Source organism: Buttiauxella gaviniae (genome assembly GCF_040786275.1).
Taxonomy (GTDB): Bacteria; Pseudomonadota; Gammaproteobacteria; order Enterobacterales; family Enterobacteriaceae; genus Buttiauxella; species Buttiauxella gaviniae_A.
Window position 1 is genome coordinate 2,968,629 of record NZ_JBFMVT010000002.1, and the last position, 25,247, is coordinate 2,993,875.

The 25,247-nt window shown below is 52.4% G+C and carries 20 protein-coding genes, 1 pseudogene and 1 other annotated feature; of the genes and pseudogenes, 13 read left to right on the plus strand and 8 right to left on the minus strand.

The features are described 5' to 3' along the window. The first annotated feature begins 107 nt into the window (after positions 1-107). Together acrR and mscK are read left to right on the plus strand one after the other, a co-directional pair. Positions 108-749: a multidrug efflux transporter transcriptional repressor AcrR gene (acrR, locus tag AB1E22_RS14410; RefSeq protein WP_367595923.1), complete on the plus strand. Its 642-nt coding sequence runs from the start codon at positions 108-110 to the stop codon at positions 747-749. Positions 750-879: 130 nt separating this feature from the next. Further along, positions 880-4,257 (plus strand): mechanosensitive channel MscK, encoded by a 3,378-nt coding sequence (mscK, locus tag AB1E22_RS14415; RefSeq protein ID WP_367595924.1) that lies wholly within the window; start codon positions 880-882, stop codon positions 4,255-4,257. A gap of 6 nt (positions 4,258-4,263) precedes the next feature. Here mscK and rsmS read toward each other — a convergent pair whose 3' ends face one another. Then, positions 4,264-4,419, minus strand: a complete 156-nt coding sequence (rsmS, locus tag AB1E22_RS14420; protein ID WP_183271287.1) for a pleiotropic regulatory protein RsmS — start codon at positions 4,417-4,419, stop codon at positions 4,264-4,266. Between the two features lie 106 nt (positions 4,420-4,525). Then, positions 4,526-5,062, minus strand: coding sequence for a primosomal replication protein PriC (gene priC, locus AB1E22_RS14425; RefSeq protein ID WP_367595925.1), 537 nt, complete (start codon positions 5,060-5,062; stop codon positions 4,526-4,528). Between the two features lie 57 nt (positions 5,063-5,119). Here priC and AB1E22_RS14430 point away from each other — a divergent pair, with 57 nt between their 5' ends. The 4 genes from AB1E22_RS14430 (at position 5,120) to AB1E22_RS14445 (ending at position 8,774) form a co-directional block, all read left to right on the plus strand. Then, entirely contained in the window at positions 5,120-5,497 is a 378-nt protein-coding gene (locus AB1E22_RS14430; RefSeq protein ID WP_367595926.1) for a DUF454 family protein, read from the plus strand. A gap of 149 nt (positions 5,498-5,646) precedes the next feature. Further along, entirely contained in the window at positions 5,647-6,198 is a 552-nt protein-coding gene (gene apt / locus AB1E22_RS14435) for an adenine phosphoribosyltransferase (RefSeq protein ID WP_367595927.1), read from the plus strand. Between the two features lie 242 nt (positions 6,199-6,440). Beyond that, positions 6,441-8,357, plus strand: a complete 1,917-nt coding sequence (gene dnaX / locus AB1E22_RS14440) for a DNA polymerase III subunit gamma/tau (RefSeq protein ID WP_367595928.1) — start codon at positions 6,441-6,443, stop codon at positions 8,355-8,357. Beyond that, positions 7,690-7,754: a sequence feature (DnaX frameshifting element), on the plus strand. It overlaps the preceding gene by 65 nt. Before the next feature lie 87 nt (positions 8,358-8,444). Further along, a complete protein-coding gene (locus AB1E22_RS14445; RefSeq protein WP_034458087.1) occupies positions 8,445-8,774 on the plus strand; it encodes a YbaB/EbfC family nucleoid-associated protein in 330 nt (109 codons plus the stop codon). Positions 8,775-8,983: 209 nt separating this feature from the next. Here the strand turns inward: AB1E22_RS14445 and AB1E22_RS14450 are convergent, their stop codons facing one another. Beyond that, entirely contained in the window at positions 8,984-9,889 is a 906-nt protein-coding gene (locus AB1E22_RS14450) for a LysR family transcriptional regulator (RefSeq protein WP_367595929.1), read from the minus strand. 110 nt (positions 9,890-9,999) lie between these two features. Here AB1E22_RS14450 and AB1E22_RS14455 point away from each other — a divergent pair, with 110 nt between their 5' ends. The 6 genes from AB1E22_RS14455 (at position 10,000) to AB1E22_RS14480 (ending at position 17,039) form a co-directional block, all read left to right on the plus strand. Continuing rightward, entirely contained in the window at positions 10,000-10,869 is an 870-nt protein-coding gene (locus AB1E22_RS14455) for a pirin family protein (RefSeq protein WP_367595930.1), read from the plus strand. A 107-nt stretch (positions 10,870-10,976) separates the two neighbouring features. After that, positions 10,977-11,582: a recombination mediator RecR gene (recR, locus tag AB1E22_RS14460; protein WP_367595931.1), complete on the plus strand. Its 606-nt coding sequence runs from the start codon at positions 10,977-10,979 to the stop codon at positions 11,580-11,582. 235 nt (positions 11,583-11,817) lie between these two features. After that, complete coding sequence (htpG, locus tag AB1E22_RS14465) at positions 11,818-13,692, plus strand: molecular chaperone HtpG (RefSeq protein WP_367595932.1); 1,875 nt, start codon at positions 11,818-11,820, stop codon at positions 13,690-13,692. 203 nt (positions 13,693-13,895) lie between these two features. After that, positions 13,896-14,540: an adenylate kinase gene (adk, locus tag AB1E22_RS14470; RefSeq protein ID WP_367595933.1), complete on the plus strand. Its 645-nt coding sequence runs from the start codon at positions 13,896-13,898 to the stop codon at positions 14,538-14,540. A 168-nt stretch (positions 14,541-14,708) separates the two neighbouring features. Beyond that, positions 14,709-15,671, plus strand: coding sequence for a ferrochelatase (hemH, locus tag AB1E22_RS14475; protein ID WP_367595934.1), 963 nt, complete (start codon positions 14,709-14,711; stop codon positions 15,669-15,671). A 63-nt stretch (positions 15,672-15,734) separates the two neighbouring features. Then, on the plus strand, positions 15,735-17,039 hold the full coding sequence (locus AB1E22_RS14480) for an inosine/guanosine kinase (protein ID WP_367595935.1): 1,305 nt from the start codon (positions 15,735-15,737) through the stop codon (positions 17,037-17,039). A 127-nt stretch (positions 17,040-17,166) separates the two neighbouring features. Here AB1E22_RS14480 and ybaL read toward each other — a convergent pair whose 3' ends face one another. Next, positions 17,167-18,843, minus strand: a complete 1,677-nt coding sequence (gene ybaL, locus AB1E22_RS14485) for a YbaL family putative K(+) efflux transporter (protein WP_367595936.1) — start codon at positions 18,841-18,843, stop codon at positions 17,167-17,169. A gap of 221 nt (positions 18,844-19,064) precedes the next feature. Next, positions 19,065-20,273: an MFS transporter gene (locus tag AB1E22_RS14490; RefSeq protein ID WP_367595937.1), complete on the minus strand. Its 1,209-nt coding sequence runs from the start codon at positions 20,271-20,273 to the stop codon at positions 19,065-19,067. A gap of 313 nt (positions 20,274-20,586) precedes the next feature. On the opposite strand from AB1E22_RS14490, the gene ushA reads away from it, so the two are divergent. Further along, the gene (gene ushA, locus AB1E22_RS14495) at positions 20,587-22,239 is read left to right on the plus strand and encodes a bifunctional UDP-sugar hydrolase/5'-nucleotidase UshA (protein WP_367595938.1); all 1,653 of its coding nucleotides are present in this window, start codon (positions 20,587-20,589) and stop codon (positions 22,237-22,239) included. 79 nt (positions 22,240-22,318) lie between these two features. On the opposite strand, the pseudogene AB1E22_RS14500 reads toward ushA, so the two are convergent. The 3 genes and pseudogenes from AB1E22_RS14500 to AB1E22_RS14510 form a co-directional block, all read right to left on the minus strand. Beyond that, positions 22,319-23,455: pseudogene (locus tag AB1E22_RS14500) on the minus strand (IS481 family transposase); the annotation flags it as partial. Positions 23,456-23,700: 245 nt separating this feature from the next. After that, positions 23,701-24,180, minus strand: coding sequence for a Cys-tRNA(Pro)/Cys-tRNA(Cys) deacylase YbaK (gene ybaK, locus AB1E22_RS14505; protein WP_367595939.1), 480 nt, complete (start codon positions 24,178-24,180; stop codon positions 23,701-23,703). Between the two features lie 208 nt (positions 24,181-24,388). Next, the gene (locus AB1E22_RS14510) at positions 24,389-25,189 is read right to left on the minus strand and encodes a TraB/GumN family protein (protein WP_367595940.1); all 801 of its coding nucleotides are present in this window, start codon (positions 25,187-25,189) and stop codon (positions 24,389-24,391) included. Positions 25,190-25,247: the final 58 nt, after the last annotated feature.

The following is a 25,247-nucleotide window of genomic DNA, read 5'->3' on the forward strand; positions in this document are numbered from 1 at the left end:
ATGGATCACGTGTCCACAAACCCATTGCTGCGTTTATATTATCGTCGTGCTATGGTACATACATTCACAAATGTATGTAAATCTAACTACCTTACTTTCACCCACTTATGGCACGAAAAACCAAACAACAAGCACTGGAGACTCGCCAACATCTTCTTGACGTTGCAATCCGCTTGTTTTCTCAACACGGTGTCTCAGCAACTTCGCTTGCGGATATCGCAAAAGCGGCCGGCGTCACCCGTGGTGCAATCTACTGGCATTTCAAAAATAAGTCGGATTTGTTTAATGAAATCTGGGAGCTAACCGAATCCAGCATCGGTGACTTAGAAATTGAGTATCGGGCAAAATTTCCTCACGATCCACTTTCTGTTGTCAGAGAGTTACTAATTTACATACTGCAAGCAACTGTCACGGATGAACGCCGTCGGTTAATGACGGAAATCATCTTCCATAAATGTGAATTTGTTGGAGAACTTGCTGTTTTACAACAGGCTCGCCGCGAACTTTACATGGAAGGTAATGAGAGAATTGAAAGCAGTTTGCAGCGCTGTATTGATGCAGAAATGTTACCAAAGAACTTACGACTTTCCCATGCCGTTATACTTCTTCGTAGTTATATTACCGGGCTTATTGAAAACTGGCTGGTGGCGCCTGAAAGTTTTGACCTTCACGGTCAGGCGGAAGACTATGTGGCTATCTTGTTAGAAATGTTTCAGAACTGCCCAACTCTGCGTACAAACCCTCATTAGGAATATGCTTATTCAGCGAATTCCGGACATAGTTGACCAAGGATTTTCCGAAAAGACGTGCTAATCTTGCGGCACGTATTTCGTCTTTAACTCGCCACTCTTTCGGCCTGTTCTCAAACATTGTCAAACTATGCCGCAACTCTTGTGTTCACTGTATTCACGTCGCCTGTCTGCACGTTTTTTACTTATTACCTTTATTAGCCTGTTTTGCTTATTGGCCCAGCCGGTTTGGGCGCAAAAAAATGGGAGTGACCTTCCTGGTCGCGAGGAAATTCAAAACCAACTTTCTGCTCTCAATAAGCAAAAGACACTCTCATCGAACGATAAACTGACCCAGCAAGATCTTACTGAAACGCTAGAGGTTCTGGACAAAATCGATCGGGTCAAAGATGAGGCAGACAAGCTCCATCAGCAGATCGCAGAAGCTCCAAAAGCGCTTCGCAAAGCCTCAGATGCATTAAACGAGCTTAAAAACCAACAGGTAAACTCGGCCAATGAAGAAGCCGAAATTCAAGCGCTGAGTTTGCGCCAGCTTGAAGCCCGTTTGAGTGAGCTGGTAACGAATTTACAGAACGCGCAAAGCGATTTAGCGACCTGGAATAGCCAACTTATTTCCCTGCAAACGCAGCCGGAACGTGTTCAGAATGCGATGAATGCGGCATCGGCCCAGCTTGAAGCGATTCGTAATCGCCTGAATGGCGTGACGCCGGGGGCGGGGGAGCTACGCCCAAGTCAGCAAACGTTATTGCTCGCCCAACAGGCCTTGCTCAACGCCCAGCTTGAGCAGCAGAGCGACAGCCTGAAAAGCAACACGACATTGCAAGATGCGCTGCAAAAGCAACGTGACTACACCAATGCGCATATCAATCAGATGGAAATTACGCTGCAACTGTTGCAAAAAGCGGTCAGTAGCAAGCGCTTAACGCTGACGCAGCAGACCGCGCAGGATGCCATCGACTCCGAAGACACGGTTAAAATTCAGCAAAACCCGCTGGTAAAACAAGAGCTGGATATTAACCATCAGCTCAGCCAGCGCCTAATTGATGCCACTCAGCACGCCAATGAAATGGTGCCGTCGAGTATTCGTATCAAAAATACGCTGGATCGCGCCCTACAATCTGAACGTAACCTGAAAGAGCAAATTGCCGTTCTGAAAGGCAGCTTATTGTTATCGCGCATTCTTTATCAGCAGCAACAGCAAAACTTGCCGTCTGCGGAAGATACTGAAGACCTGACTAACCGCATCGCCGATATTCGTCTGGAACAGTTTGACGTTAACCAGCAGCGTGATGCGCTTTTCCAGCCGGATGCGCTGGTGGCAAAAATTGAAGACGGGCATACGGCGGATGTCACGCCGGAAGTTCACGATGCGTTATTACAAATTCTCGATACTCGCCGCGAATTGCTCGACCAACTCAACAAACAGCTCGGCATGCAGCTCATGCTGGCGATCAATTTGCAGAATAATAAACAGCAACTGCAAAACGTCACTAAGTCCCTCGACCAAATCCTGACGGAGCAAATTTTCTGGGTAACCAGTAACAAACCGATGGATTGGGAATGGCTGAAATCACTGCCTTCGTCACTGCGCGATCAATTTAAAAACGCCCACATCACTTTTAAATGGCCGGATAATTCGTTAAGGATTATTGCCGTCCTGCTGCTGATGATTCCCGCACTGCTGCTGGCAGGCGTGATTCGCTGGCGCTTTAAAGCGATAGATCGTTATCTGGAAAAACAGGCGAGCCGGGTAGGGCAACTGCGCAACGACAGCCAAATGCTGACGCCAAAAGCCATTGCACTGACGCTGGTGAAAGTTCTGCCAGGGGCGCTGGTCATCTACGCCATCGGGTTGGCTTTTGCCGCCATTGAAATGAATATCAGCGAATCGATGCTGGCGTTCTGTAAACAGCTCTCTCTGTTCTGGTTAGTCTTTGGCTTAACCTGGCAAGTGCTTTCGCCTGATGGCGTGGCCGTCAGCCACTTTAATATGCAACCGCAATTGTGCAGCCATTATCGCCGCCAGTTAGTGCGCGTCGGTTTTGCGTTGCTGCCGTTGCTATTCTGGTCGGTATTGGGTGAACGCTCGCCGCTCCATCTGGTGGAAGATGCGTTAGGCCAACTGATTATCTTCTTCAACTTATTGCTCATTGCGGCACTGGTTTTCCCGATGTGTCGCGAAAACTGGCGCAATAAAAATAACCATACCATGCAGCTCTTTACCGTGACGGTGATGGGGGTGGTGCCGGTGGTGTTAATGGTGCTAACGGCGATGGGGTATTTCTATACCACTTTGCGCCTGGCGGGCCGTTGGATTGAAACCCTTTATCTGGTGCTTATCTGGAACCTGGTTTATCAAACCATTTTACGTGGGCTGAGCGTGGCGGCGCGTCGAATGGCTTATCGCCGCGCCCTGTTGCGCCGTGAAAATCTGGTGAAAGAGGGGGCTGAAGGTGGCGAGCCGGTAGAAGAGCCGCCGCTTGCCTTGGATCAAATCAACCAGCAGACCATGCGCCTGGCCATCATTGCGTTGTTCGCGCTGTTTGCCATCGTGTTTTACACCATTTGGTCAGACTTGTTCGGGGTCTTCGGTTACCTCGATAGCATCCAGCTCTGGAGCTATAACGTCACGGAAGCGGGGGCTGCGGTGGTGAAAAATGTCACCATGGGCAGCTTGCTGTTTGCGGTGATCGCCTTTGCTATCGCCTGGGTGCTGATTCGCAACTTACCGGGTTTGCTGGAAGTGCTGGTGCTCTCGCGTCTGCAAATGCGTCAGGGGGCCTCCTACGCCATCACCACCATTCTGAACTACGTGATTATTGCCGTCGGCGCGATGACTATTTTTGGCTCGCTCGGCGTGTCATGGGATAAGTTGCAGTGGCTTGCCGCGGCGCTGTCGGTGGGTCTGGGCTTCGGTTTGCAGGAGATATTCGGTAACTTTGTTTCAGGCCTGATCATCCTGTTTGAACGCCCGGTGCGTATCGGCGATACGGTAACAATCGGTACCTTCTCCGGGAGCGTAAGCAAAATTCGTATCCGCGCCACAACGATCACTGACTTTGACCGTAAAGAAGTCATCATTCCGAACAAAGCGTTTGTTACCGAACGGTTGATCAACTGGTCGCTGACCGACACCATTACCCGCGTTGTGATTCGTCTTGGCGTGGCGTATGGTTCGGATCTGGATAAAGTGCGTGAGATTCTACTCAAAGCCGCTCACGACCATCCGAAAGTGATGCACGATCCTGAGCCGACCGTGTTCTTCACCACGTTTGGGGCCAGTACGCTGGATCATGAACTGCGTCTGTACGTGCGTGAACTGCGTGACCGCAGTTACACCGTTGATGAGCTGAACCGTAGCATCGATAAACTGTGTCGTGAAAATGACATTAATATCGCGTTCAACCAGCTTGAAGTGCATCTGCGCAATGAAAAGGGCGATGAACTGACGGAAGTGAAACGCGATAATAACGGTAAATCGAACGGCGGTGACATCGTTCCGGCGTAATAAAAATTAGCGGGAAGCGTTCTCTTCCCGCTTCCGTAAAAAATCCTGACGGACAATTTCAAGCGCGGCAAGCGCCGTTTCCGTCGGGATTTCATGTTGTTCCAGCAGCATTATCAAATCGACAGCCAGTTTCACTTCATCGGGTGCATTTTCCAGCGACATAGCGTTAATCTCGTTGATCTATATTTTGATGAAAATACCCAAAATAATTCGAGTTGTGGGGGTGTTGACTGCACTCACAAACCCCACAACTTGAAGTAGACGGGTATTAGCTTAGCCCACGTTCCCGGCGCTCAATGGCGCGTTCAATCCTCGCCAAAGCCTGGCGGCAGCGTTGCAGACGGCCCTCAAGGGCGGCAATTTCCTTCTGAATTTTTTGCTGCCCGACCAGCGTGGTTTGAATTGCAAGCTGGCTGTCACGGTCGGCGATCATGCTTTGAAGGCGGCGCTCATAATCCTGGTGAGTGGAGAGTTTTTCATACAAATTTTCGACCACCGGCGGTTGTGGGTCGTTTTTGCGCATTTGCCAGGTCGCCAGTTCACGCTGTAACGCCGCAATCTGGGCTACCAGTTTTTCGGCAAGATAAGCAACTTGCTCCGTTTTGCCGACTTTCACGCTAAGCTGTAACTGTGCAAGATTTGCCTGAACTTCGGTCAGATAATCTTTGAGTTGCGTGCTGTGAGTCGAAAAGAGCTTACGATCAAAACGTGCTTGCGAGGCGCGTTGCAACGATATTGGCGCAATAGCCTCCGCGAGTTCCGCGACGCGAACATCCAGGGCTTGTAACAGCGAAGCGGTTTTCACAAAATGACTCTCCAGTGCTGCACGTGTTTAAGTGCCAGATTATTGACGGAATAAGGAATGAAACGGACTATTTTAATCATCATTGGTTGGCTGGCGGTAGTCCTTGCCACGCTGGGTGTCGTTTTGCCTTTACTTCCCACTACGCCTTTTTTGCTGCTGGCTGCCTGGTGCTTCGCCCGTTCTTCGCCGCGCTTTCACCACTGGCTTCTGTACCGCTCATGGTTTGGCAGTTATATCCGGCACTGGCAGGATCATCGCGCGCTGCCACCGGGAGCAAAACCCAGAGCGTTGATTTTTATTGTCATTACCTTTGCGGTATCGCTCTACATGGTCAACATCCTTTGGGTCAGACTACTATTATTGCTGATGATGTGCGCGTTGCTGTTCTTCATGTGGCGCATGCCGGTCGTTGACGAAAAGCAACAAAAGCCCTAAACCGCATTTGCGGTGGTTGCAATTGTTGATGCCAGCCAGTAAATTCGACCGTTTTCGAGCACGGCATGACTGATTAATGAATCATCAGTAACTTGGTTATTAACCTGTCACGTGCTTTGTTAGAATCTTGTTTTTAGCAGGCATTAATTATGACCGCGACTGCGCAGCAGCTTGAATATCTGAAAAACAGCATCAAAAGCATTCCAGACTATCCAAAACCTGGGATCTTATTCCGTGACGTTACCAGCTTGCTTGAAGATCCGAAAGCCTACGCCACCAGCATCGAATTATTAGTTTCACGCTTTAAAGACGCCGGTATCACGAAAGTGGTTGGCACCGAAGCGCGTGGTTTCTTATTTGGCGCACCGGTTGCGCTGGAATTAGGCGTCGGATTTGTGCCGGTGCGTAAGCCAGGCAAACTGCCGCGCGAAACTATCGCTGAAAACTACGAGCTGGAATACGGCACCGATCAACTGGAAATCCACGTTGATGCTATCCAGCCTGGTGACAAAGTTTTGGTAGTGGACGATCTGCTGGCAACCGGCGGCACTATTGAAGCAACGGTAAAACTGATCCGCCGCCTCGGTGGGGAAGTGAGCGATGCCGCGTTTATCATCAATCTGTTTGATATTGGTGGTGAGCAGCGTCTGGAAAAGATGGGCGTGAAAAGCTACAGCCTCGTGCTTTTCCCTGGCCACTGAGTTTTAGGCCAAATCTGGTGGATGGCGCTTTCGCTTATCCACCCTACAACGGCTAAAAACGGGTGAATAATGCATTCGCTTTTTCACCTTACAAAGGCCTTTTGTAGGTCGGGTAAGCGCAGCGCCACCCGACATTGTCTGGGCTACACCCCTGACCCCGCATCACAGAAGCCTCGCCCATAGGGCGGGGCTTATGTTACATTATCCCTCAATTCACACCCGCGATGTAGAGCCTATCTCGAATGAGCTACCAGGTCTTAGCCCGCAAATGGCGGCCACAAACTTTTGCTGATGTCGTCGGCCAGCAACACGTGCTGACTGCGCTGGCTAATGGCTTATCCATGGGCCGAATCCACCACGCCTATCTCTTTTCCGGGACGCGCGGCGTGGGTAAAACATCCATCGCTCGCCTGCTGGCGAAAGGGTTAAATTGCGAAACGGGCATTACCGCCACCCCTTGCGGCGTGTGCGATAACTGCCGTGAAATCGAACAGGGTCGCTTTGTCGATCTGATTGAAATTGATGCCGCCTCGCGTACCAAAGTTGAAGATACCCGTGATTTGCTGGACAACGTTCAGTACGCCCCGGCGCGTGGTCGCTTTAAAGTCTATCTGATCGATGAAGTCCATATGCTCTCCCGCCATAGCTTCAACGCCCTGTTGAAGACGCTGGAAGAGCCGCCATCGCACGTTAAATTCTTGCTGGCGACCACCGACCCACAAAAACTGCCGGTCACCATTCTTTCTCGCTGCCTGCAATTCCACCTGAAAGCGCTGGATGTCGAACAGATCCGCCATCAGTTGGAACACATTCTTGGCGAAGAGAAGATCCCAAGCGAAACCCGCGCGCTGCAACTGCTGGCCCGTGCCGCAGACGGTAGCCTGCGTGATGCGCTAAGTCTCACCGATCAGGCGATTGCCAGCGGCGACGGGCAGGTGACTACCGCCGCTGTCAGCACCATGCTCGGTACCCTCGACGACGATCAGGCGCTTTCGCTGATTGAAGCAATGGTGCAGGCCGACGGCGAACGCGTGATGAGCTTACTTAATGAAGCCGCCGGGCGTGGCGTTGAGTGGGAAGCGTTGCTGGTGGAAATGCTGAGTCTGCTGCACCGCGTCGCGATGGTGCAACTTTCGCCTGCTGCATTGGGCAGCGAAATGGCCGCCATTGAACAGCGTATGCGTGAACTGGCGCGAGTCGTGCCGCCCGCTGAAGTACAGCTCTATTACCAGACGCTGCTGATTGGCCGCAAAGAACTCTCCTGGGCGCCGGATCGCCGGATGGGCATAGAAATGACGCTCTTACGGGCGCTGGCGTTCCATCCGCGCAAACCGTTACCAGAACCTGAGCAGCCGCGCAGTGCGCCGAGCATTCCGGTGGTTAATCCTGTTCCTGTTCGTCAACCTGTGGCCCCGCCGCAACGGCAAGCTGAAACACCGCTACCAGACACCACAAGCCAGGTGCTGCAAGCGCGAACCCAGCTCATGCGCCAGCAGGGAGCCAATAAAGCAAAAAAGAATGAGCCGGCAGCGCCAGATCTAGCGCGGCCGGCAAAGAGTACCGCTCTGGAACGTTTAGCTTCGGTGACCGAACGGGTGCAGTCCCGCCCGGGTGCTGTTGCCGAAGAAAAACCGGCGGCGAAGCCAGAAGCGTATCGCTGGAAATCGCAAAACGTTTCTGACGCTATCGAAGAACCTGTCGCAACGCCAAAAGCCTTAAAGCGCGCGCTGGAGCATGAAAAAACGCCTGAGCTGGCGCAGAAACTGGCGCTGGAGGCCATTGAACGCGACGGCTGGGCGGCTGAAATTAGCCAGCTTGTGTTACCAAAACTTGTGCAGCAACTGGCACTTAATGCATGGAAAGAGCAGGACGGCAGCCGGGTTTGTCTGCATTTACGCCCTGCACTGCGGCATTTGAATTCGCCATCGGCGCAGAAAACGCTGGCTGATGCGATGAGTTCTTTTAGCGGTGAAACAGTTGAGCTGACTATTATTGAAGATGATAATCTCGCACAACGCACCCCGCTTGAGTGGCGTCAGGCTATCTATGAAGAGAAGCTTGCCTGCGCGCGGGAATCCATGAGTACTGACAATAACATCCAAACGCTGCGCCGTTTCTTTGACGCCGAACTGGATGAAGACAGTATTCGACCTATTTGACAGACCGGCATATCCGGTTTGTTGTAAACCCTGATAGCCGTTAATCGTTATGTACGATTAGTCGGCCCGAGCAAAAGAGAGAAGACTATGTTTGGAAAAGGCGGTCTGGGCAACATAATGAAGCAAGCCCAGCAGATGCAGGAAAAAATGGCCCAGGTTCAGGAAGAAATCGCCCAAATGGAAGTCACTGGCGAATCTGGCGCGGGTCTGGTTAAAGTGACCATCAATGGGGCTCACAACTGCCGTCGCGTGGAAATCGATCCAAGCCTGATGGAAGACGACAAAGAGATGGTTGAAGACCTGGTTGCAGCGGCCTTCAACGATGCGGCTCGTCGTATCGGCGAAGCGCAGAAAGAGAAAATGGCTGGCGTTTCCAGCGGGATGCAGTTGCCGCCAGGCTTTAAAATGCCATTCTAATTATCCCGTCATACTTCGCGCTGCCAGGGTGTTGGCTGCACTCACAAACCCCAGTCACTTACTTTAGTAAGCTCCTGGGGATTTGCTCTCTTGCCGCCTACTTGCAGCACGAATTATTTAGGGATACAGAAGTCATGTTATTTCTTTCTCCCGTGGAGTTTAGTTCGTCGGGTAAGCGTAAGCGCCACCCGACATTTCTCTTTAACAATTTACTCCTCCTCAAACGTCCCGTAACACTCCGCAAGAAAATCAATTAATGCCCTGACCGCCGGAAGCTGGCCGCGCCGCGACGGAAACACCAGATGAATCACCTCCCGTCTCGCTCGCCATTCTGGTAACAAATTTACCAGGCTGCCGTCCGCAATCTGTTTATTCACCATCAACATCGGTAACTGAACCATCCCCACGCCTGCCAACGCCGCTGCCCGTAGCGCGGCCATATCCGTGGTCACGAAACGTGGCTTGTGGTGCAGCGTCACTTCCTGATTATCCGGCCCGAACAGGCACCAACGATAAACCTGCTGAGGCTTGGATAGCGCCAGGCTCGGCCAATGCTGAAGATCAGCGGGAGATTCAGGCCGTGAAAAACGAGTCACCAGTATTGGGCTTGCGACCAGGCACATGCCGCGGTCGGCCAGTTTACGCATCACCAGATCGCTATCTTCCAGCGGGAGCGGGCGAACCCGTATCGCGATATCAACATTTTCATTCAGCACATCAACCTGGCGATTTGTCTCTTCAAGTTGTACGGTGACCTGCGGGTAGAGCGCCATAAACCGCGCCAGCATATCGCCAATATGCACATGGAGTAGGGCAATCGGGCAGGTCAGGCGAATCAGCCCGCGCGGTTCGGCACGCAATGTATTAATGGCCTCCTGCGCGGCTTCGGCTTCAATAATCATTGCTTTGCAATGGCGATAAAAAATCTGCCCGGCCTCGGTGACCGTAAAACTCCGGGTCGAACGCTGAATCAATCGTGTTTCCAGACTCTCTTCCAGCAGGGCAATTCGCCGACTCAGGCGGGATTTCGGAATGCCGATTGCCCGGCTAGCAGGAGAAAATCCCCCGTTATCCACTACTTGCACGAAATACCACAGGTCGTTGAGATCTTGCATGGCTATTGTCCTGTTAATGGAACACTGAGTTCATTTTCACAGTCTACCGGGCGTTTCGTCTTATGCGTAAGCTCTATCTCAACAGAAATCGAGACTCAATGGAGATAACGATGAAATCAATTCTTGGCGTTTATTCCGCACCACAGTCACACTGGGTGGGGGATGGCTTCCCGGTTCGCTCCCTGTTTTCTTATTCCAAATTTGAAAAACAGCTCAGCCCATTCTTGCTGCTGGACTACGCAGGGCCCGCTGATTTTAAACCGAGCAACAACGGGCAACGCGGCGTTGATGTTCACCCGCACCGTGGTTTTGAAACGGTCACTATCGTCTACAAAGGGGAAGTGGCGCACCGCGACTCCACCGGCAGTGGCGGTGTGATTGGCCCGGGCGACGTGCAGTGGATGACCGCCGGGAGCGGTATTTTGCATGAAGAGTTCCACTCTCCGGCGTTTAGCGAGAAGGGCGGGACGCTGGAAATGGTTCAACTGTGGGTTAACTTGCCGGCTAAAGACAAGTCAACGCCACCTAACTATCAGTCCATCACCGATGCGGATATTCCGGTTGTGACCCTGCCGGATAACGCCGGTCAGGTACGCGTTATCGCCGGTGAAATGGCGGGTGAAAAAGGCCCGGCGCGCACCTTCTCGCCGCTGCGCGTGCTGGATATGCGTCTGAATGCGCACAGCATCACGCAATTGACGCTGCCAGATGGCTGGAACACCGCGCTGGTGGTGCTTAAAGGCACGGTTCAGGTCAACGGTCAGGAAGTGGTTCGCGAGGCGCAACTGGTAGTGTTGGATGCCAAAGGTGAAACCGTCACGATTGAAGCCAATAATGACGCCGTTGTGCTGGTGTTGAGCGGCGAACCGCTCAATGAGCCAGTTGTCGGTTACGGACCGTTTGTGATGAACACTCGGGAAGAGATCAAAGAAGCTATCGACGACTTTAACCAGGGGCGTTTTGGTCAGACTTTAGCGTAAAAAATTCCCCCAGTGCGAGGCATCGCGCAGGGGGAATATCTTTTTCTATACCCATCATGAGCGCTAATGTTAGGCTATGGCCCACTCTTTTTTCAGAAGTCTGAGCGATGCAAACCAGCCCTTTACTTACTGCCCTTATGGAATCCCTACGCTGCCTGCCTGGTGTTGGCCCCAAGTCAGCCCAACGTATGGCATTTGCGCTTTTACAACGCGATCGCAGTGGCGGCATGCGCCTTGCTCAGGCGCTGACTCGCGCCATGTCTGAAATTGGTCACTGTGCGGACTGCCGTACTTTTACCGAACAAGAAGTCTGTGCTATCTGCTCGAACCCTCGCCGCCAGGAAAATGGTCAGATTTGCGTGGTGGAAACGCCTGCGGATATTCACGCCATCGAAGCGACCGGTCAGTTTTCCGGGCGTTATTTTGTGCTGATGGGCCACCTTTCACCCCTCGACGGCATTGGACCGCAGGATATTGGACTCGACAGACTCGAACAGCGCCTTGAGAGCGAAACCATTAAAGAGCTTATTCTCGCGACAAACCCAACCGTTGAAGGTGAAGCCACCGCTAACTACATCGCTGAGCTATGCGGGCAATATGGCGTAGATGCCAGCCGTATCGCGCACGGTGTGCCGGTGGGTGGCGAGCTGGAAATGGTCGACGGCACCACACTGTCACATTCGCTCGCAGGGCGTCACAAGATTAATTTCTAATTTTCCCGTCATGCTTGAAGCTGCATCTGCGTTGGCTGTACTCACAAACCCCAGTCACTTACCTAAGTAAGCTCCTGGGGGGCACTCCCTTGCCGCCTTGATGCAACTCCAATTATTTAGGGTAAAGAAAAAGAGATATTCATTTCCCCGCTTGAAATCTCGCTTTCTTATCCTCATATCACTCTCAACGTTTTAAACCCCTGCGTATTTTGATTTTGTTGAGGTATCAATGACCATGAAAGGACAAGAGACCCGTGGCTTCCAGTCTGAAGTGAAACAACTTCTGCACCTGATGATCCACTCCCTCTACTCAAATAAAGAAATTTTCCTGCGTGAGCTGATCTCCAACGCCTCTGATGCGGCAGACAAATTGCGCTTCCGCGCCCTGTCTCAGGCTGATTTGTATGAAGGTGACGGTGAACTGCGCGTGCGCGTCTCTTTTGATAAAGAAAAACGCACCCTGACGATTGCCGATAACGGCATCGGTATGACGCGCGACGAAGCGATTGATCACCTCGGCACCATTGCAAAATCCGGGACCAAAGCGTTCCTGGAATCTATGGGTTCTGATCAGGCGAAAGACAGCCAGCTTATCGGCCAGTTCGGCGTGGGCTTCTACTCCGCATTTATCGTGGCGGACAAAGTCACCGTGCGCACCCGTGCTGCTGGTGTGCCGGCGGATCAAGCCGTGTTCTGGGAATCCGAAGGCGCGGGCGAATATACCGTGGCGGACATTACCAAAGCCGATCGCGGTACCGAAATCACCCTGCATCTGCGCGAAGGTGAAGACGAGTTCTTAGATGACTGGCGTGTGCGTTCCACCATCAGCAAATATTCCGATCACATTGCGCTGCCGGTTGAGATTGAAACCCGCGAAGAGAAAGATGGCGAAACCATCCTCGGCTGGGAAAAGATCAACAAAGCGCAGGCATTGTGGACGCGCAGCAAGTCTGAAATTAAAGACGAAGAGTACAACGAGTTCTACAAGCATGTAGCGCATGACTTCACCGATCCGCTGACCTACAGCCACAACCGCGTAGAAGGGAAACAGGAGTACACCAGCCTGCTGTACATCCCGTCCCAGGCGCCGTGGGATATGTGGAACCGTGACCACAAACATGGTCTGAAACTCTACGTGCAGCGCGTATTCATCATGGACGACGCTGAGCAGTTCATGCCGAACTACATGCGCTTCGTGCGCGGTCTGATAGATTCCAACGATCTGCCGCTGAACGTCTCCCGCGAAATTCTGCAAGACAGCCGCGTAACGCAAAACCTGCGTAGCGCGCTGACCAAACGTGTATTGCAGATGCTGGACAAACTGGCGAAAGATGACAGCGAAAAATACCAGACCTTCTGGAAAAACTTCGGTCTGGTACTGAAAGAAGGCCCGGCTGAAGATTCAGCTAACCAGGAAGCTATCGCCAAACTGCTGCGCTTTGCGACCACACACATCGATTCCTCTGCGCAAACCGTGTCGCTGGAAGAGTATGTGTCACGCATGAAAGAAGGGCAGGAGAAGATTTACTACATCACCGCAGACAGCTATGCCGCGGCGAAGAGCAGCCCGCATCTGGAATTGCTGCGTAAGAAAGGCATCGAAGTGCTGCTGCTTTCCGACCGCATCGACGAATGGATGATGAGCTACCTGACCGAGTTCGACGGTAAACAATTCCAGTCCGTAAGCAAAACTGACGAATCGCTGGAAAAACTGGCCGACGAAGAAACCCCGGAAGCGAAAGAAGCTGAAAAAGCGCTTGAGCCGTTTGTGGACCGTGTGAAATCTCTGCTGGGCGAGCGCGTGAAAGAAGTGCGTCTGACCCACCGTCTGACAGACACACCTGCTATCGTCACCACCGACAGCAACGACATGAGTACCCAGATGGCGAAACTGTTTGCCGCTGCGGGCCAGGCCGTGCCAGAAGTGAAATATATCTTCGAGCTGAACCCGGACCACGGGCTGGTGAAACGCGTTGCGGATACCCAGGATGAAGCGCAGTTCGGTGAATGGGTGGAATTGCTGCTCGATCAGGCGCTGCTGGCTGAACGCGGTACGCTGGAAGATCCAAACCAGTTTATCCGTCGTATGAATCAGTTGCTGGTGTCCTAACCCCTCCGGCGGATGGCGCAATGGCTTATCCGCCCTACGATTGCTTCGGTGATAGTAGGGCGGATAAACGTCCAGCTCCATCCACCTTTCTTCCCTTTCTGACCACCTCCACCGCCTTGCTTTCTTGAGATGAAGACGCCTTTAATGGTAAGGTCATCAGCTCAGATCGAAACAAAAAATCCAAACGTATGGGGAATTACGCAATGCGTATCATTCTGCTCGGTGCTCCGGGCGCAGGTAAAGGAACTCAGGCACAGTTCATCATGGAGAAATACGGTATTCCGCAAATCTCTACGGGTGACATGTTACGTGCAGCGGTTAAATCTGGTTCAGAGCTGGGTAAACAAGCCAAAGACATTATGGACGCCGGTAAACTGGTGACCGATGAACTGGTTATCGCGCTGGTAAAAGAGCGTATTACTCAGGAAGATTGCCGTAACGGTTTCCTGCTTGATGGCTTCCCGCGCACTATTCCACAGGCTGATGCGATGAAAGAAGCGGGCATCAACGTGGACGTGGTTCTGGAATTTGCCGTACCTGACGAACTGATCGTTGAACGTATTGTTGGTCGTCGCGTACATGCGCCTTCTGGCCGCGTTTATCACGTCACTTTCAATCCACCAAAAGTGGATGGCAAAGACGACGTGACTGGCGAAGAGCTGACTACCCGTAAAGACGATCAGGAAGAAACCGTGCGTAAGCGTCTGGTGGAATACCATCAGATGACAGCTCCGCTGATCTCTTACTACAGCAAAGAAGCTGAAGCCGGTAACACCAAATACGCAAAAATCGACGGCACCCGTAAAGTGACCGAAGTTAGCGCAGAGCTGGCTAAAATCCTCGGCTAAGAAGGCGCCGTAGGGCGGGTCAACGAAGTGCCATCCGCCGCGCTTACTATAAATACCAGGACACGCTCCTGGTATTTTTTTGCCCATTTTTTACCCTTTCACTGTAATCGGTTCTCCTGAAGCACTTTTACGTTACACTTATCAGCAATTTGTTGATAAGGAGTGGAAATGAATCAGGAAAAAGTGGGCATTTTACTGGCAAACCTTGGTACACCTGATGCGCCCACTCCGGCGGCGGTGAAACGCTACCTGCGCCAGTTTCTCAGCGACAAACGTGTAGTGGATACCCCGCGTTTGCTATGGTGGCCGCTGCTGCGTGGGGTGATTTTGCCGGTGCGTTCACCGCGTGTAGCAAAACTTTACCAGTCGGTATGGATGGACGAAGGCTCGCCGTTGCTGGTTTACAGCCGCCGCCAGCAGGCCGCACTTGCCGCCCAATTACCCGATACCCCCGTTGCACTGGGTATGAGCTACGGTTCCCCCTCGCTTAAAAGCGCCATCGATGAGCTGATCACACACCACGTCGACCATATTGTGGTGTTGCCGCTGTACCCGCAATTTTCCTGCTCAACCGTGGCCGCCGTTTGGGACGAGTTAGGGCGTATTTTCGCAAATTATCGCTCGCTGCCTTCGATCTCACTGATTCGAGATTACGCCGATGACACGTCGTACATCAACGCCCTGGCCGCGTCGGTAAAACGCTCTTTTGCTCAGCATGGCGAACCGGATGTTTTACTGCTTTCATACCACGGAATTCCGCAGCGTTATGCCAACGAAGGGGATGATTACCCGCAGCGTTGCCGTGACACTACGCGTGAGCTGCTTTCAGCCCTCGAATTGCCGCCGGAAAAAGTGATGATGACCTATCAGTCACGTTTTGGCCGCGAGCCGTGGCTGATGCCGTATACCGATGAAACGCTGAAAATGTTGGCTGAAAAAGGGGTAAAACATATTCAGGTGATGTGCCCTGGTTTCTCCGCCGATTGCCTGGAAACGCTTGAGGAGATGGCGGTGCAAAACCGTGAAGTGTTCCTGGAAGCGGGTGGCACGAAATATGAATATATTCCTGCCCTGAATGATGACCCGGCCCACATCGCGATGATGGTCAATCTGGTCGAGAAATATCGCTGATCTCGCTTGAGGCCGTTAATGTGCTACCATTTCCGGCCTGATTAGCTACTTCCGAACAACATCATGAAATTTCCCGGCAAACGAAAATCCAAACATTACTTCCCTGTTAGCGCGCGCGATCCATTGCTGCAACAGGTTCAGCCTGAAAACGAAACTGGCACTTCCTGGATAGTCGGGATCGATCAAACGCTTGTGGATATCGAAGCGAAAGTGGACGACGAATTTGTTCATCGCTACGGTTTGAGTTTCGGCCACTCGCTGGTGATCGAGGATGAAGTCGCGGAAGCGCTGTATCAGGAACTGGTGCAAAAAGAGCTGATTACGCATCAATTCGCGGGCGGCACCATCGGTAACACCATGCACAACTATTCAGTATTAGCCGATGACCGTTCCGTGCTGTTGGGCGTAATGTGCAGCAATATCGAAATTGGTAGCTACGCCTACCGCTACCTGTGTAACACCTCCAGCCGTACCGATCTCAACTACCTGCAAGGCGTGAATGGCCCGATTGGCCGCTGCTTTACGCTGATTGGCGAGCAGGGGGAACGTACGTTTGCTATCAGTCCTGGTCATATGAACCAGCTCCGCGCTGATAGTATTCCGGAAGAGGTGATTGCGGGTGCCTCTGCGCTGGTGCTGACTTCCTATCTGGTGCGCTGCAAAGACGGTGAACCTATGCCGGAAGCCACCATGCAAGCTATCGCTTACGCGAAAAAGCACAACGTACCGGTGGTGCTGACGCTGGGCACAAAATACGTTATCGCAGAAAACCCGGCGTGGTGGCAGGCGTTCCTCAAAGAGCACGTTTCGATTCTGGCGATGAACGAAGAAGAAGGCCTTGCGCTTACCGGCGAAAACGATCCGTTGCTGGCGGCAGATAAGGCGCTGGATTGGGTCGATTTAGTGCTATGCACCGCAGGGCCGGTTGGCCTTTATATGGCGGGCTTTACGGAAGAATCAGCCAAACGCACTACACAACATCCGTTGTTGCCCGGCGCGATTGCCGAATTTAACCAGTACGAGTTCAGCCGCGCAATGCGCCACAAAGATTGCCAGCAGCCGAAGCGTATTTTCTCGCATATCGCGCCATATATGGGCGGGCCTGAGAAAATCATGAATACCAATGGTGCGGGCGACGGTGCGCTGGCGGCGCTTCTGCATGATATTACGGCGAATAATTACCACCGTTCCAACGTGCCAAACTCCAGCAAGCACCAGTTTACCTGGCTGACCTATTCGTCTTTGGCGCAAGTGTGTAAATATGCTAACCGCGTGAGTTATCAGGTGCTGAACCAGCATTCACCGCGCCTGACGCGCGGCTTGCCTGAGCGTGAAGACAGCCTCGAAGAGTCTTACTGGGATCGTTGATCTGACCCCCTCCCGACCTCCCTCTTGCCAGGTGGAGGAGTTAAAGCTCCCTCCCCTGAAAAGGGGAGGGTTGGGGTGGGGTCAGGGTTTTCTCCCTTTTCTGAGGGAGAGGCAATCGGAACTAACGCTAACCCGTCACCGTTTCCTGAATCACCGGCGCATTTAACAGCCCCATCATGGTATTGGCAATTTCACGCTCGCCCATCACAACCTGATTTGCACCGCGTTCGGAGATGTAATCCACTTCGTCGTCATAATGAGCGCGAGCAATAATCTCAATATCCGGGCATTTTGCACGGGCAGCAGCGACAATTTCCCCCGCTTCATAGCCATTAGGAATCGTCAGCAATAACCAGCGTGCGCAATCCAAATGAGCGAGATTCATGATCTCTTCATTGGCTGCATTCCCCAGCACCGCACGAATACCGCGCTCGCGCAGTTCATCAACCCGGCTGCGCGAGGTTTCAATCACTACCAGCGGAATCCCCTGTGCCAGCAATTTCTCACCCAGCAGGCTTCCCACGCGTCCAAAACCAACCAGCAGTGCGTGGTGACAAATATCGACCGGAATTTGTTTTTCGTCTTCGATAGCTTCTTCCAGCGTCTGCTCTTCCAGCGTTTCGGTTTTGGCGAGGTAGCGCTCAAGAATCGCGAACAAAATCGGATTGAGCATAATCGACAGAATTGCCCCCGCCAGCACCAGATTTTGCCCGTTTTGCGGCAGCAAATTCAGCGCCATACCCAGACCCGCGAGGATAAAGGCGAACTCGCCGATTTGCGCAAGGCTCGTCGCAATGGTCAAGGCAGTGCGCTGCGAGTGGCCGAACAGGCGCACCAGGAAGAACGCGGCCAATGATTTACCGAAGACGATAATCGCCACCGTACCCAACACGGCGAGCGGCTCCTGAATCAAAATCATTGGGTCGAAAAGCATGCCGACGGAGACAAAGAACAGCACGGCGAATGCATCGCGCAGCGGCAGCGTGTCGTGCGCCGCACGATGGCTCAGTTCAGATTCATTAAGCACCATACCGGCGAAGAACGCGCCCAGGGCAAATGAAACATCAAACAGTTCAACGGCACCAAACGCAATGCCGAGCGCCAGCGCCAATACCGCCAGCGTAAACAGCTCGCGTGAACCGGTTGCCGCGCTGCGGGCCAGAATCCACGGCACCAGGCGACGGCCAACAATCAGCATAATCGCGATAAACGCCACCACCTTGCCGATGGTCAGGCCCATATCCAGCGACAGCGAGGCCAATCCAACGTCGCCTTTTTCCAACATCTCAGCGATGGCAGGCAGCAGAACCAGCGTCAGCACCATCACCAGATCTTCAACAATCAACCAGCCAATGGCGATTTGCCCGCGCTGGCTATCAATGAGTTGCCGTTCTTCAAGCGCACGCAGCAGCACCACGGTACTGGCGGTAGAAAGACATAAACCGAATACGATGCCGGTCATGATTGACCAACCCATCAGCGATGAAAGCGCCATTCCCAGCAGCGTCGCCACAGCAATTTGGGCGATGGCTCCGGGGATGGCGATGGCCTTTACCGCCATCAAATCCTTCAAAGAGAAATGCAGACCAACGCCAAACATCAGCAGAATGACGCCCAGTTCAGCCAATTCAGGCGCCAGTTTAGTGTCTGCGACAAAACCTGGCGTAAAAGGGCCAGCTAATACCCCTGCTAATAAATAGCCCACCAAGGGTGAAATACGCAGCTTGTTGGCGAGCATACCGAGCAAAAAGGCCAGTACGAGGCCACCAACAATGGTGGTGATAAGCGGGGTGGCATGATGCATTCCGTCTCCTTTCGTAAGTAATGGGTCCAATAAACCAGACTACGTATTTTAGTTTATGACAATTTTTTCTTTAGTTGGGTGAAAAATAAGTGAATTTTTAATAAAAAGCGCATTTGGACAAATTAATTGTCCTGAGAAGGGTTTTACACAGTTAGTGAATAAGTAATGCAGCAGAATATGGGGGAGAGGAGAGGCCAATACAATGTATTGGCCTCGATAAATCATGACTTATGTCGATTATCAGGAAGGAATATAGTCAGTATCCCGAGAAGTGGCAGGAAAGCGCATATTTTGTAGACTAACTCGATACTTGTATGATCGGCTACCAGGCCGAGCACCGCAGCGCCTAAGCCACCCATACCAAATGCGAAACCAAAGAACAGGCCAGATACCATCCCGATGCGCCCCGGCATCAGCTCCTGGGCATACACCAGAATCGCGGAAAACGCAGATGCGAGAATAAACCCGATGATCACCGTCAGAATCCCCGTCCAGTACAGCGAAACATACGGCAGGAACAGGGTGAATGGCGCAACGCCCAGAATAGAACCCCAGATCACATACTTACGACCAATTTTATCGCCAACCGGCCCGCCGATGACCGTACCTGCCGCCACAGCAAATAAGAAGGCAAACAGATGGAATTGGGCGTTCTGCACCGACAAACCAAATTTGTGCATCAGATAGAAGGTGTAGTAACTGCTGATACTCGCCATATAAAAATATTTAGAGAAAATCAGCACCAGCAAAACGGAAACCGCCTGAATCACTTTTTTACGGGGCAATGGATTGGCAATCGGGGCCGCCGTTTTGCCTTTGGTCATGCGATGTTGCGCGGCATACCAGCGGCTGATTTGCAGCAGGACAATAATTGCCAGCAACGCCGCCAGCACAAACCAGCCAACATTCCCTTTGCCATACGGCGCGATAATCAGCGCGGCCAGCAACGGGCCTAAAGAGCTACCGAAGTTACCGCCGACCTGGAATAGCGACTGCGCAAGGCCATGGCGACCGCCAGAAGCCATGCGTGCTACGCGAGAAGATTCCGGGTGGAACACCGAAGAACCGGTCCCGACAAGGGCGGCTGCCAGTAACACCATTGGGAAGCTACCCGCTAACGCCAGAATCACCAGGCCGCAAAGTGTGAAGCACATACCAATCGGCAACGACCACGGCATCGGGTATTTATCGGTGTAGTATCCTACTACCGGCTGGAGTAATGAGGAGGTGACCTGGAAGGTCAGCGTAATCATCCCAATCTGTACAAAACTTAGCGAGAACTCACTTTGTAAAAGCGGGTAGAGCGCCAGAATGAGCGACTGAATCATATCGTTGAGCAAATGGGAGAGGCTGATTGCCCCCAGAATGCCAAACGCGGTGCGAGCCTTCTGCGGCTCCTGCGATGCGAGAGTGTGTTCCGAGATTGCCATAAATACCTGTAATTAATGAATTGATTGTTTTTAGCCCAGTTCACTGATGGAACCGTAGGAAATCATTACCCAGCTAACATACCTGCAGGGAAGAGTTGAATAAAGTCACAATCATGAAAAGTTATTTGTCTATACTCGTCATACTTCAAGCTGCAGGGGCGTTGGCTGCACTCACTTACCCGAATCACTTACCTTAGTAAGCTCATCGGGATAAGTTCCCTTGCCGCCTATCTGCAACTCGAATTATTTAGAGTATATGCGAATTGGTATCTGCTATTGGTGCGGAAGTATTTATTGAATATGGAGATTTGCGATGAAGTTCGTAGTGAAAGGGGTGACCACAGCGCTGCTGATGGCAGTCAGTCTGACCAGCGCGTCAGCACTGGCCTGGGAAAAAGATAAAACCTATAACATCACCATTCTGCACACCAACGATCACCATGGTCACTTTTGGCGTAATGAACACGCTGAATATGGCCTGGCTGCACAAAAAACTCTGGTGGATAGCATTCGTAAAGAGGTTGCTGAAAAAGGCGGTAGCGTACTTTTACTTTCCGGGGGCGACATCAACACCGGCGTGCCTGAATCCGATTTACAGGATGCAGAACCCGATTTTCGCGGTATGAATCTCATCGGCTACGATGCGATGGCTATCGGCAATCACGAATTCGACAAGCCGATGACGGTATTACGTCAGCAAGAGAAATGGGCCAAATTCCCACTGCTCTCCGCTAACATTTACCAGAAAAGTACCGGTGAGCGCCTGTTTAAACCCTGGGCCATCTTCAAGCCCCAGGGCATAAAAATTGCGGTTATCGGGCTAACGACTGACGATACGGCGAAAATCGGTAATCCGGAAAACTTTACCGATATTGAATTCCGCAAACCGGCTGACGAAGCAAAACTGGTGATTCAGGAACTGCAATCGACTGAAAAACCGGACGTGCTGATCGTGGCAACGCATATGGGCCATTACGACAACGGGCAGCACGGTTCTAATGCGCCAGGCGACGTTGAAATGGCGCGCAGCTTGCCTGCCGGGGCGTTGACGATGATCGTTGGCGGTCACTCGCAAGACCCTGTTTGTATGGCTTCGGAAAATAAAAAGCAGGTTGATTACGTGCCGGGTACCCCGTGTGCACCGGATCAGCAAAACGGCATCTGGATTGTTCAGGCGCATGAGTGGGGCAAATACGTAGGCCGCGCCGATTTTGAGTTCCGCAATGGCGAGATGAAACTGGTGCATTACCAGCTAATCCCCATCAACCTGAAAAAGAAAATTACCTACGACAACGGCGAAAGCGAGCGCGTGCTCTACACGCCACAGATCCCAGAAAACCAGCAAATGCTCTCCCTGCTGACGCCTTTCCAGAATAAGGGCCAGGCGCAGTTGAATGTGAAAGTGGGTAGCGTTAACGGCCATCTGGAAGGGGATCGGAGCAAAGTGCGTTTCGTGCAAACCAATCTGGCGCGCCTGTTGCTCGCGGCGCAAATGGACCGCACCGGGGCGGATTTTGCGGTGATGAGCGGCGGTGGGGTTCGTGATTCCATTGAAGCTGGCGACATCACTTATAAAGATGTGTTGAAGGTTCAACCGTTTGGTAACACGGTTGTTTATACCGAAATGACCGGCAAAGAAGTGACGGACTACCTGAGCGCCGTCGCGCAGAAGAAACCCGATTCCGGTGCTTACCCGCAGTTCTCGAATGTGAGTTTTGTGGCAACGGCGGCTGGCCTGCAAGATCTGAAAATCAAAGGTGAGCCGGTTGATCCTGCGAAAACTTACCGTATGGCGACGTTAAACTTTAACGCCTCCGGCGGTGATGGCTATCCGGCTATCGATAAAAAACCGGGCTATGTAAACACCGGTTTTGTTGATGCGGAAGTGCTGAAACAGTATATCGAGAAGAACTCACCGCTGGATGTCAATGCTTACGAACCGAAAGGTGAGGTGAGCTGGCAGTAAGCGTGTCCCTGACCCTCCCCTTGTGTACAGTCCGGGGACATGGTAGACAGGTGTTCGGACACATGGTGAACACTTTTTAACATCCTTTACCCATCGTGATCGACCTGTTTTTCAGGTCGATCACGCCCACTCTTGTGCTGTACCACCACACTTCATATTGTCCCTCTCCTGTCTCCTTCAACCCGACATGCTCGCCGATAAACGCCTTGCCCGCCTTCAGTTGCATCCCCTTAATACTGAGTTTTCCGCTTATATCCACCTTCCTGACCATCATCCCGGCATCATACTCTGCCGCCGCCGGACGGGCCTGATACTGCCGCGATGAGGGCTGGTAGCGTGATGCCGGCACCTGCATTCCCAGGGCCTCATGAGGCCGTTCCAGGTTGTATCTGTCCCGCCAGCTGTCGAACGTCTGCTGCAGCTGCTCACTGCTGAGGAACCAGCGCCCCTGCAGCAGTTCAGCCTTCAGGCTGCGGTGAAACCGCTCCAGCTTGCCCTGGGTCTGCGGGTGATAAGGCCGTGAGTGCCCGACGCAGATACCCTGGCGCATCAGCCACAGCTCCAGCGCTGTCCACGTTCCGGTGGTATCTCCCCAGGGCGCGCCGTTGTCCATGGTCATCCGCTCCGGCAAACCGTAGCGTTCGAAGACCTGCCGCAACTGAGCCTGTACGGTCCCGCGGCGCTCGTCGGCACAATGGGCCAGGCACAGGGAGAAACGGGAGTGGTCATCGAGCAGGGTGAGTGGATGGCAGCGACCGGCGGCAAACGGAAAATGCCCTTTAAAATCCATCTGCCAGAGCTGGTTAGGGGCAGCATGTTCGAAACGCCCGGTGGCAGGAATGCCGGACGGGAGGCCGGGCAACAGCCCATGGCGTGCCATCAGGTTATGGACGGTGCTGAAGGCAGGCAGGGTGTGGCCCTGGCGCTCGAGTGCGACCTTTATCTTGCGGGCGCCCCATGCCGGATAGCGTGCGTGAGCCTGGCGTAACAGGTCGACAACAGCCTCAGGCGTGCAGTGGGGAGAATGACGGGGTGTTCGCGGGCGCTCAGTGAGGCCCGCGTGGCCTTCAGCCAGCCAGCGGCGCAGCCACTTGTAACCTGTGGCAGGCGCAATGTTAAAGCGACGACAGAGCGCCCGGATGTTGGCCCCGTCCTGCGAGGCAAAGTGAACGAACTCGGTACGTAATGACATGGTATCTCTCGCATCCCACGGCATAAGCGGCTCCTGAAAGAAGTACTCATGCCTTAGTTGTAAGTGTCTACCATGTCCCCGAACAAGTGTTCACGATGTCCCCGGACTGTACACCCTTGCCAGGGGAGGGATATTTAACTCCTCCCCCTGGCAAGGGGGAGGCTGGGAGGGGGTCATAGCACTTATTTCCATGGCAACAAAATATCCGTCTGCTGTGCGTCAGGCTGAAGGTATTTTGCTCTTTCAGGAAGAAGACCGGATAAAAGCCGTCAATCGCGGCGAGCAATCTCGGCGAAACTCGCATTCAACAACTTTGCGAGATCGGCCGCAGCCAGTTCAATGTCCAGCCCGCGTTTGCCACCGGAGACATAAATGGAGGCGAATGTTTGAGCCGGAGCGTCAATCACCGTCGGCAGGCGTTTTTTTTGCCCCAGCGGGCTAATCCCCCCCACCAGATAACCCGTAATACGTTGCGCTACCATCGGGTCAGCCATATCGACTTTCTTGGCTCCCAACGCTTTAGCCACTTTTTTTAAATCCAGTTGCCCGGAAACTGGCGTCACTGCAACCGCCAACTGTTTCATATCTCCGTTGATGGCCACGAGAAGCGTTTTATACACTTGCTCCGCATTCAGGCCGAGTTTTCGCACCACCTCATCGCCAAAGTTTGTTTCACTTGGGTCGTGATCGTAAGCATGTAACTGAAACGGAACGCGGTTTTTTTCGAGAAGTTTTACTGCGGGTGTCATGTCACCTTCTTAGTGCATTTGTCTGAAAAGCGCACAATTTAGTAATCTGCGTGATAAATTTTCCAAATATTATAATGTGGATTAATAGTGATAGCGTTAATCGTCACATTGAGCGACAATTATTTATCTGGCCGTTCATTCGGCCAGAATAATTACAACAATATACAAATTCCTCTTTGACGGGCCAATAGTGATATTGGCCGTTTTTTTACTTATTTTTCAACAACTCAGATATATTCCCTTTGCCATAAAGATGCAATGCGCCGACAGCGACGACGTAGCGACCGGCGGGCAATTGCTGCAAGAAATGTAACCATTGCCGATTACGCTGATACATAAGAACATCGTATAGCTCGTCGCCAAATGTATTAGGCAGTAGCTCTTTTTCTCTCTTTAGCGGCGAATCCAGCCACCAGCTAATCATCGTTTGCAGTAAACGCGCATTGGTATGCCAGTGGGTCAGCGTATCGGTTAACAGCGGCATTCCGCCATCGGGTAAACGGGTAAGGATCTCAACCTGATGCTCCGCTCCTTCCAGTTCAATGATCGGCACCGCCAGCGTTTTTGCCGCTTCCAGCAGTTGAAAATCAATCCCGTAATCGGCTCGCAAACCCAGGCGCTGGGCCTGATGAGCTTGCAGCACCAGGGCAATTTGCCAGGCGGGTTGGTTATCAATTTGGCTAAGAGGTATGCCTAACTCCTGGATTAGCGAAACAACTTTCGCCCAGTTTTCAGCAGACAGACGCTGCTCGAGAGGGATTTCGTCGGGATTATTTGGGAAGGGCGAACCGCCTTCAGAAATATCAGCTTCGACAATCAGCGCATCGGCGTTTCTGAGTTTATCGATAAGCTTATCGGGCAGCGGCGCCATATCGCGCGTGCCCATATGAATGCTCCCAACCAGGTGCAGCGAACGGTTGCCCGCAAGCGTGATATCAAGCGCAGGCCAGGGATATGTCGTTTTCGTTAAGCGAGAGAAAAGCGTGCTGATTCGTTGCAACAGACCCATATAGCTGATTCCTGGCTAAAAAGTCATGCTACCGCTGCGATGGGTCAGGTGCAAATTT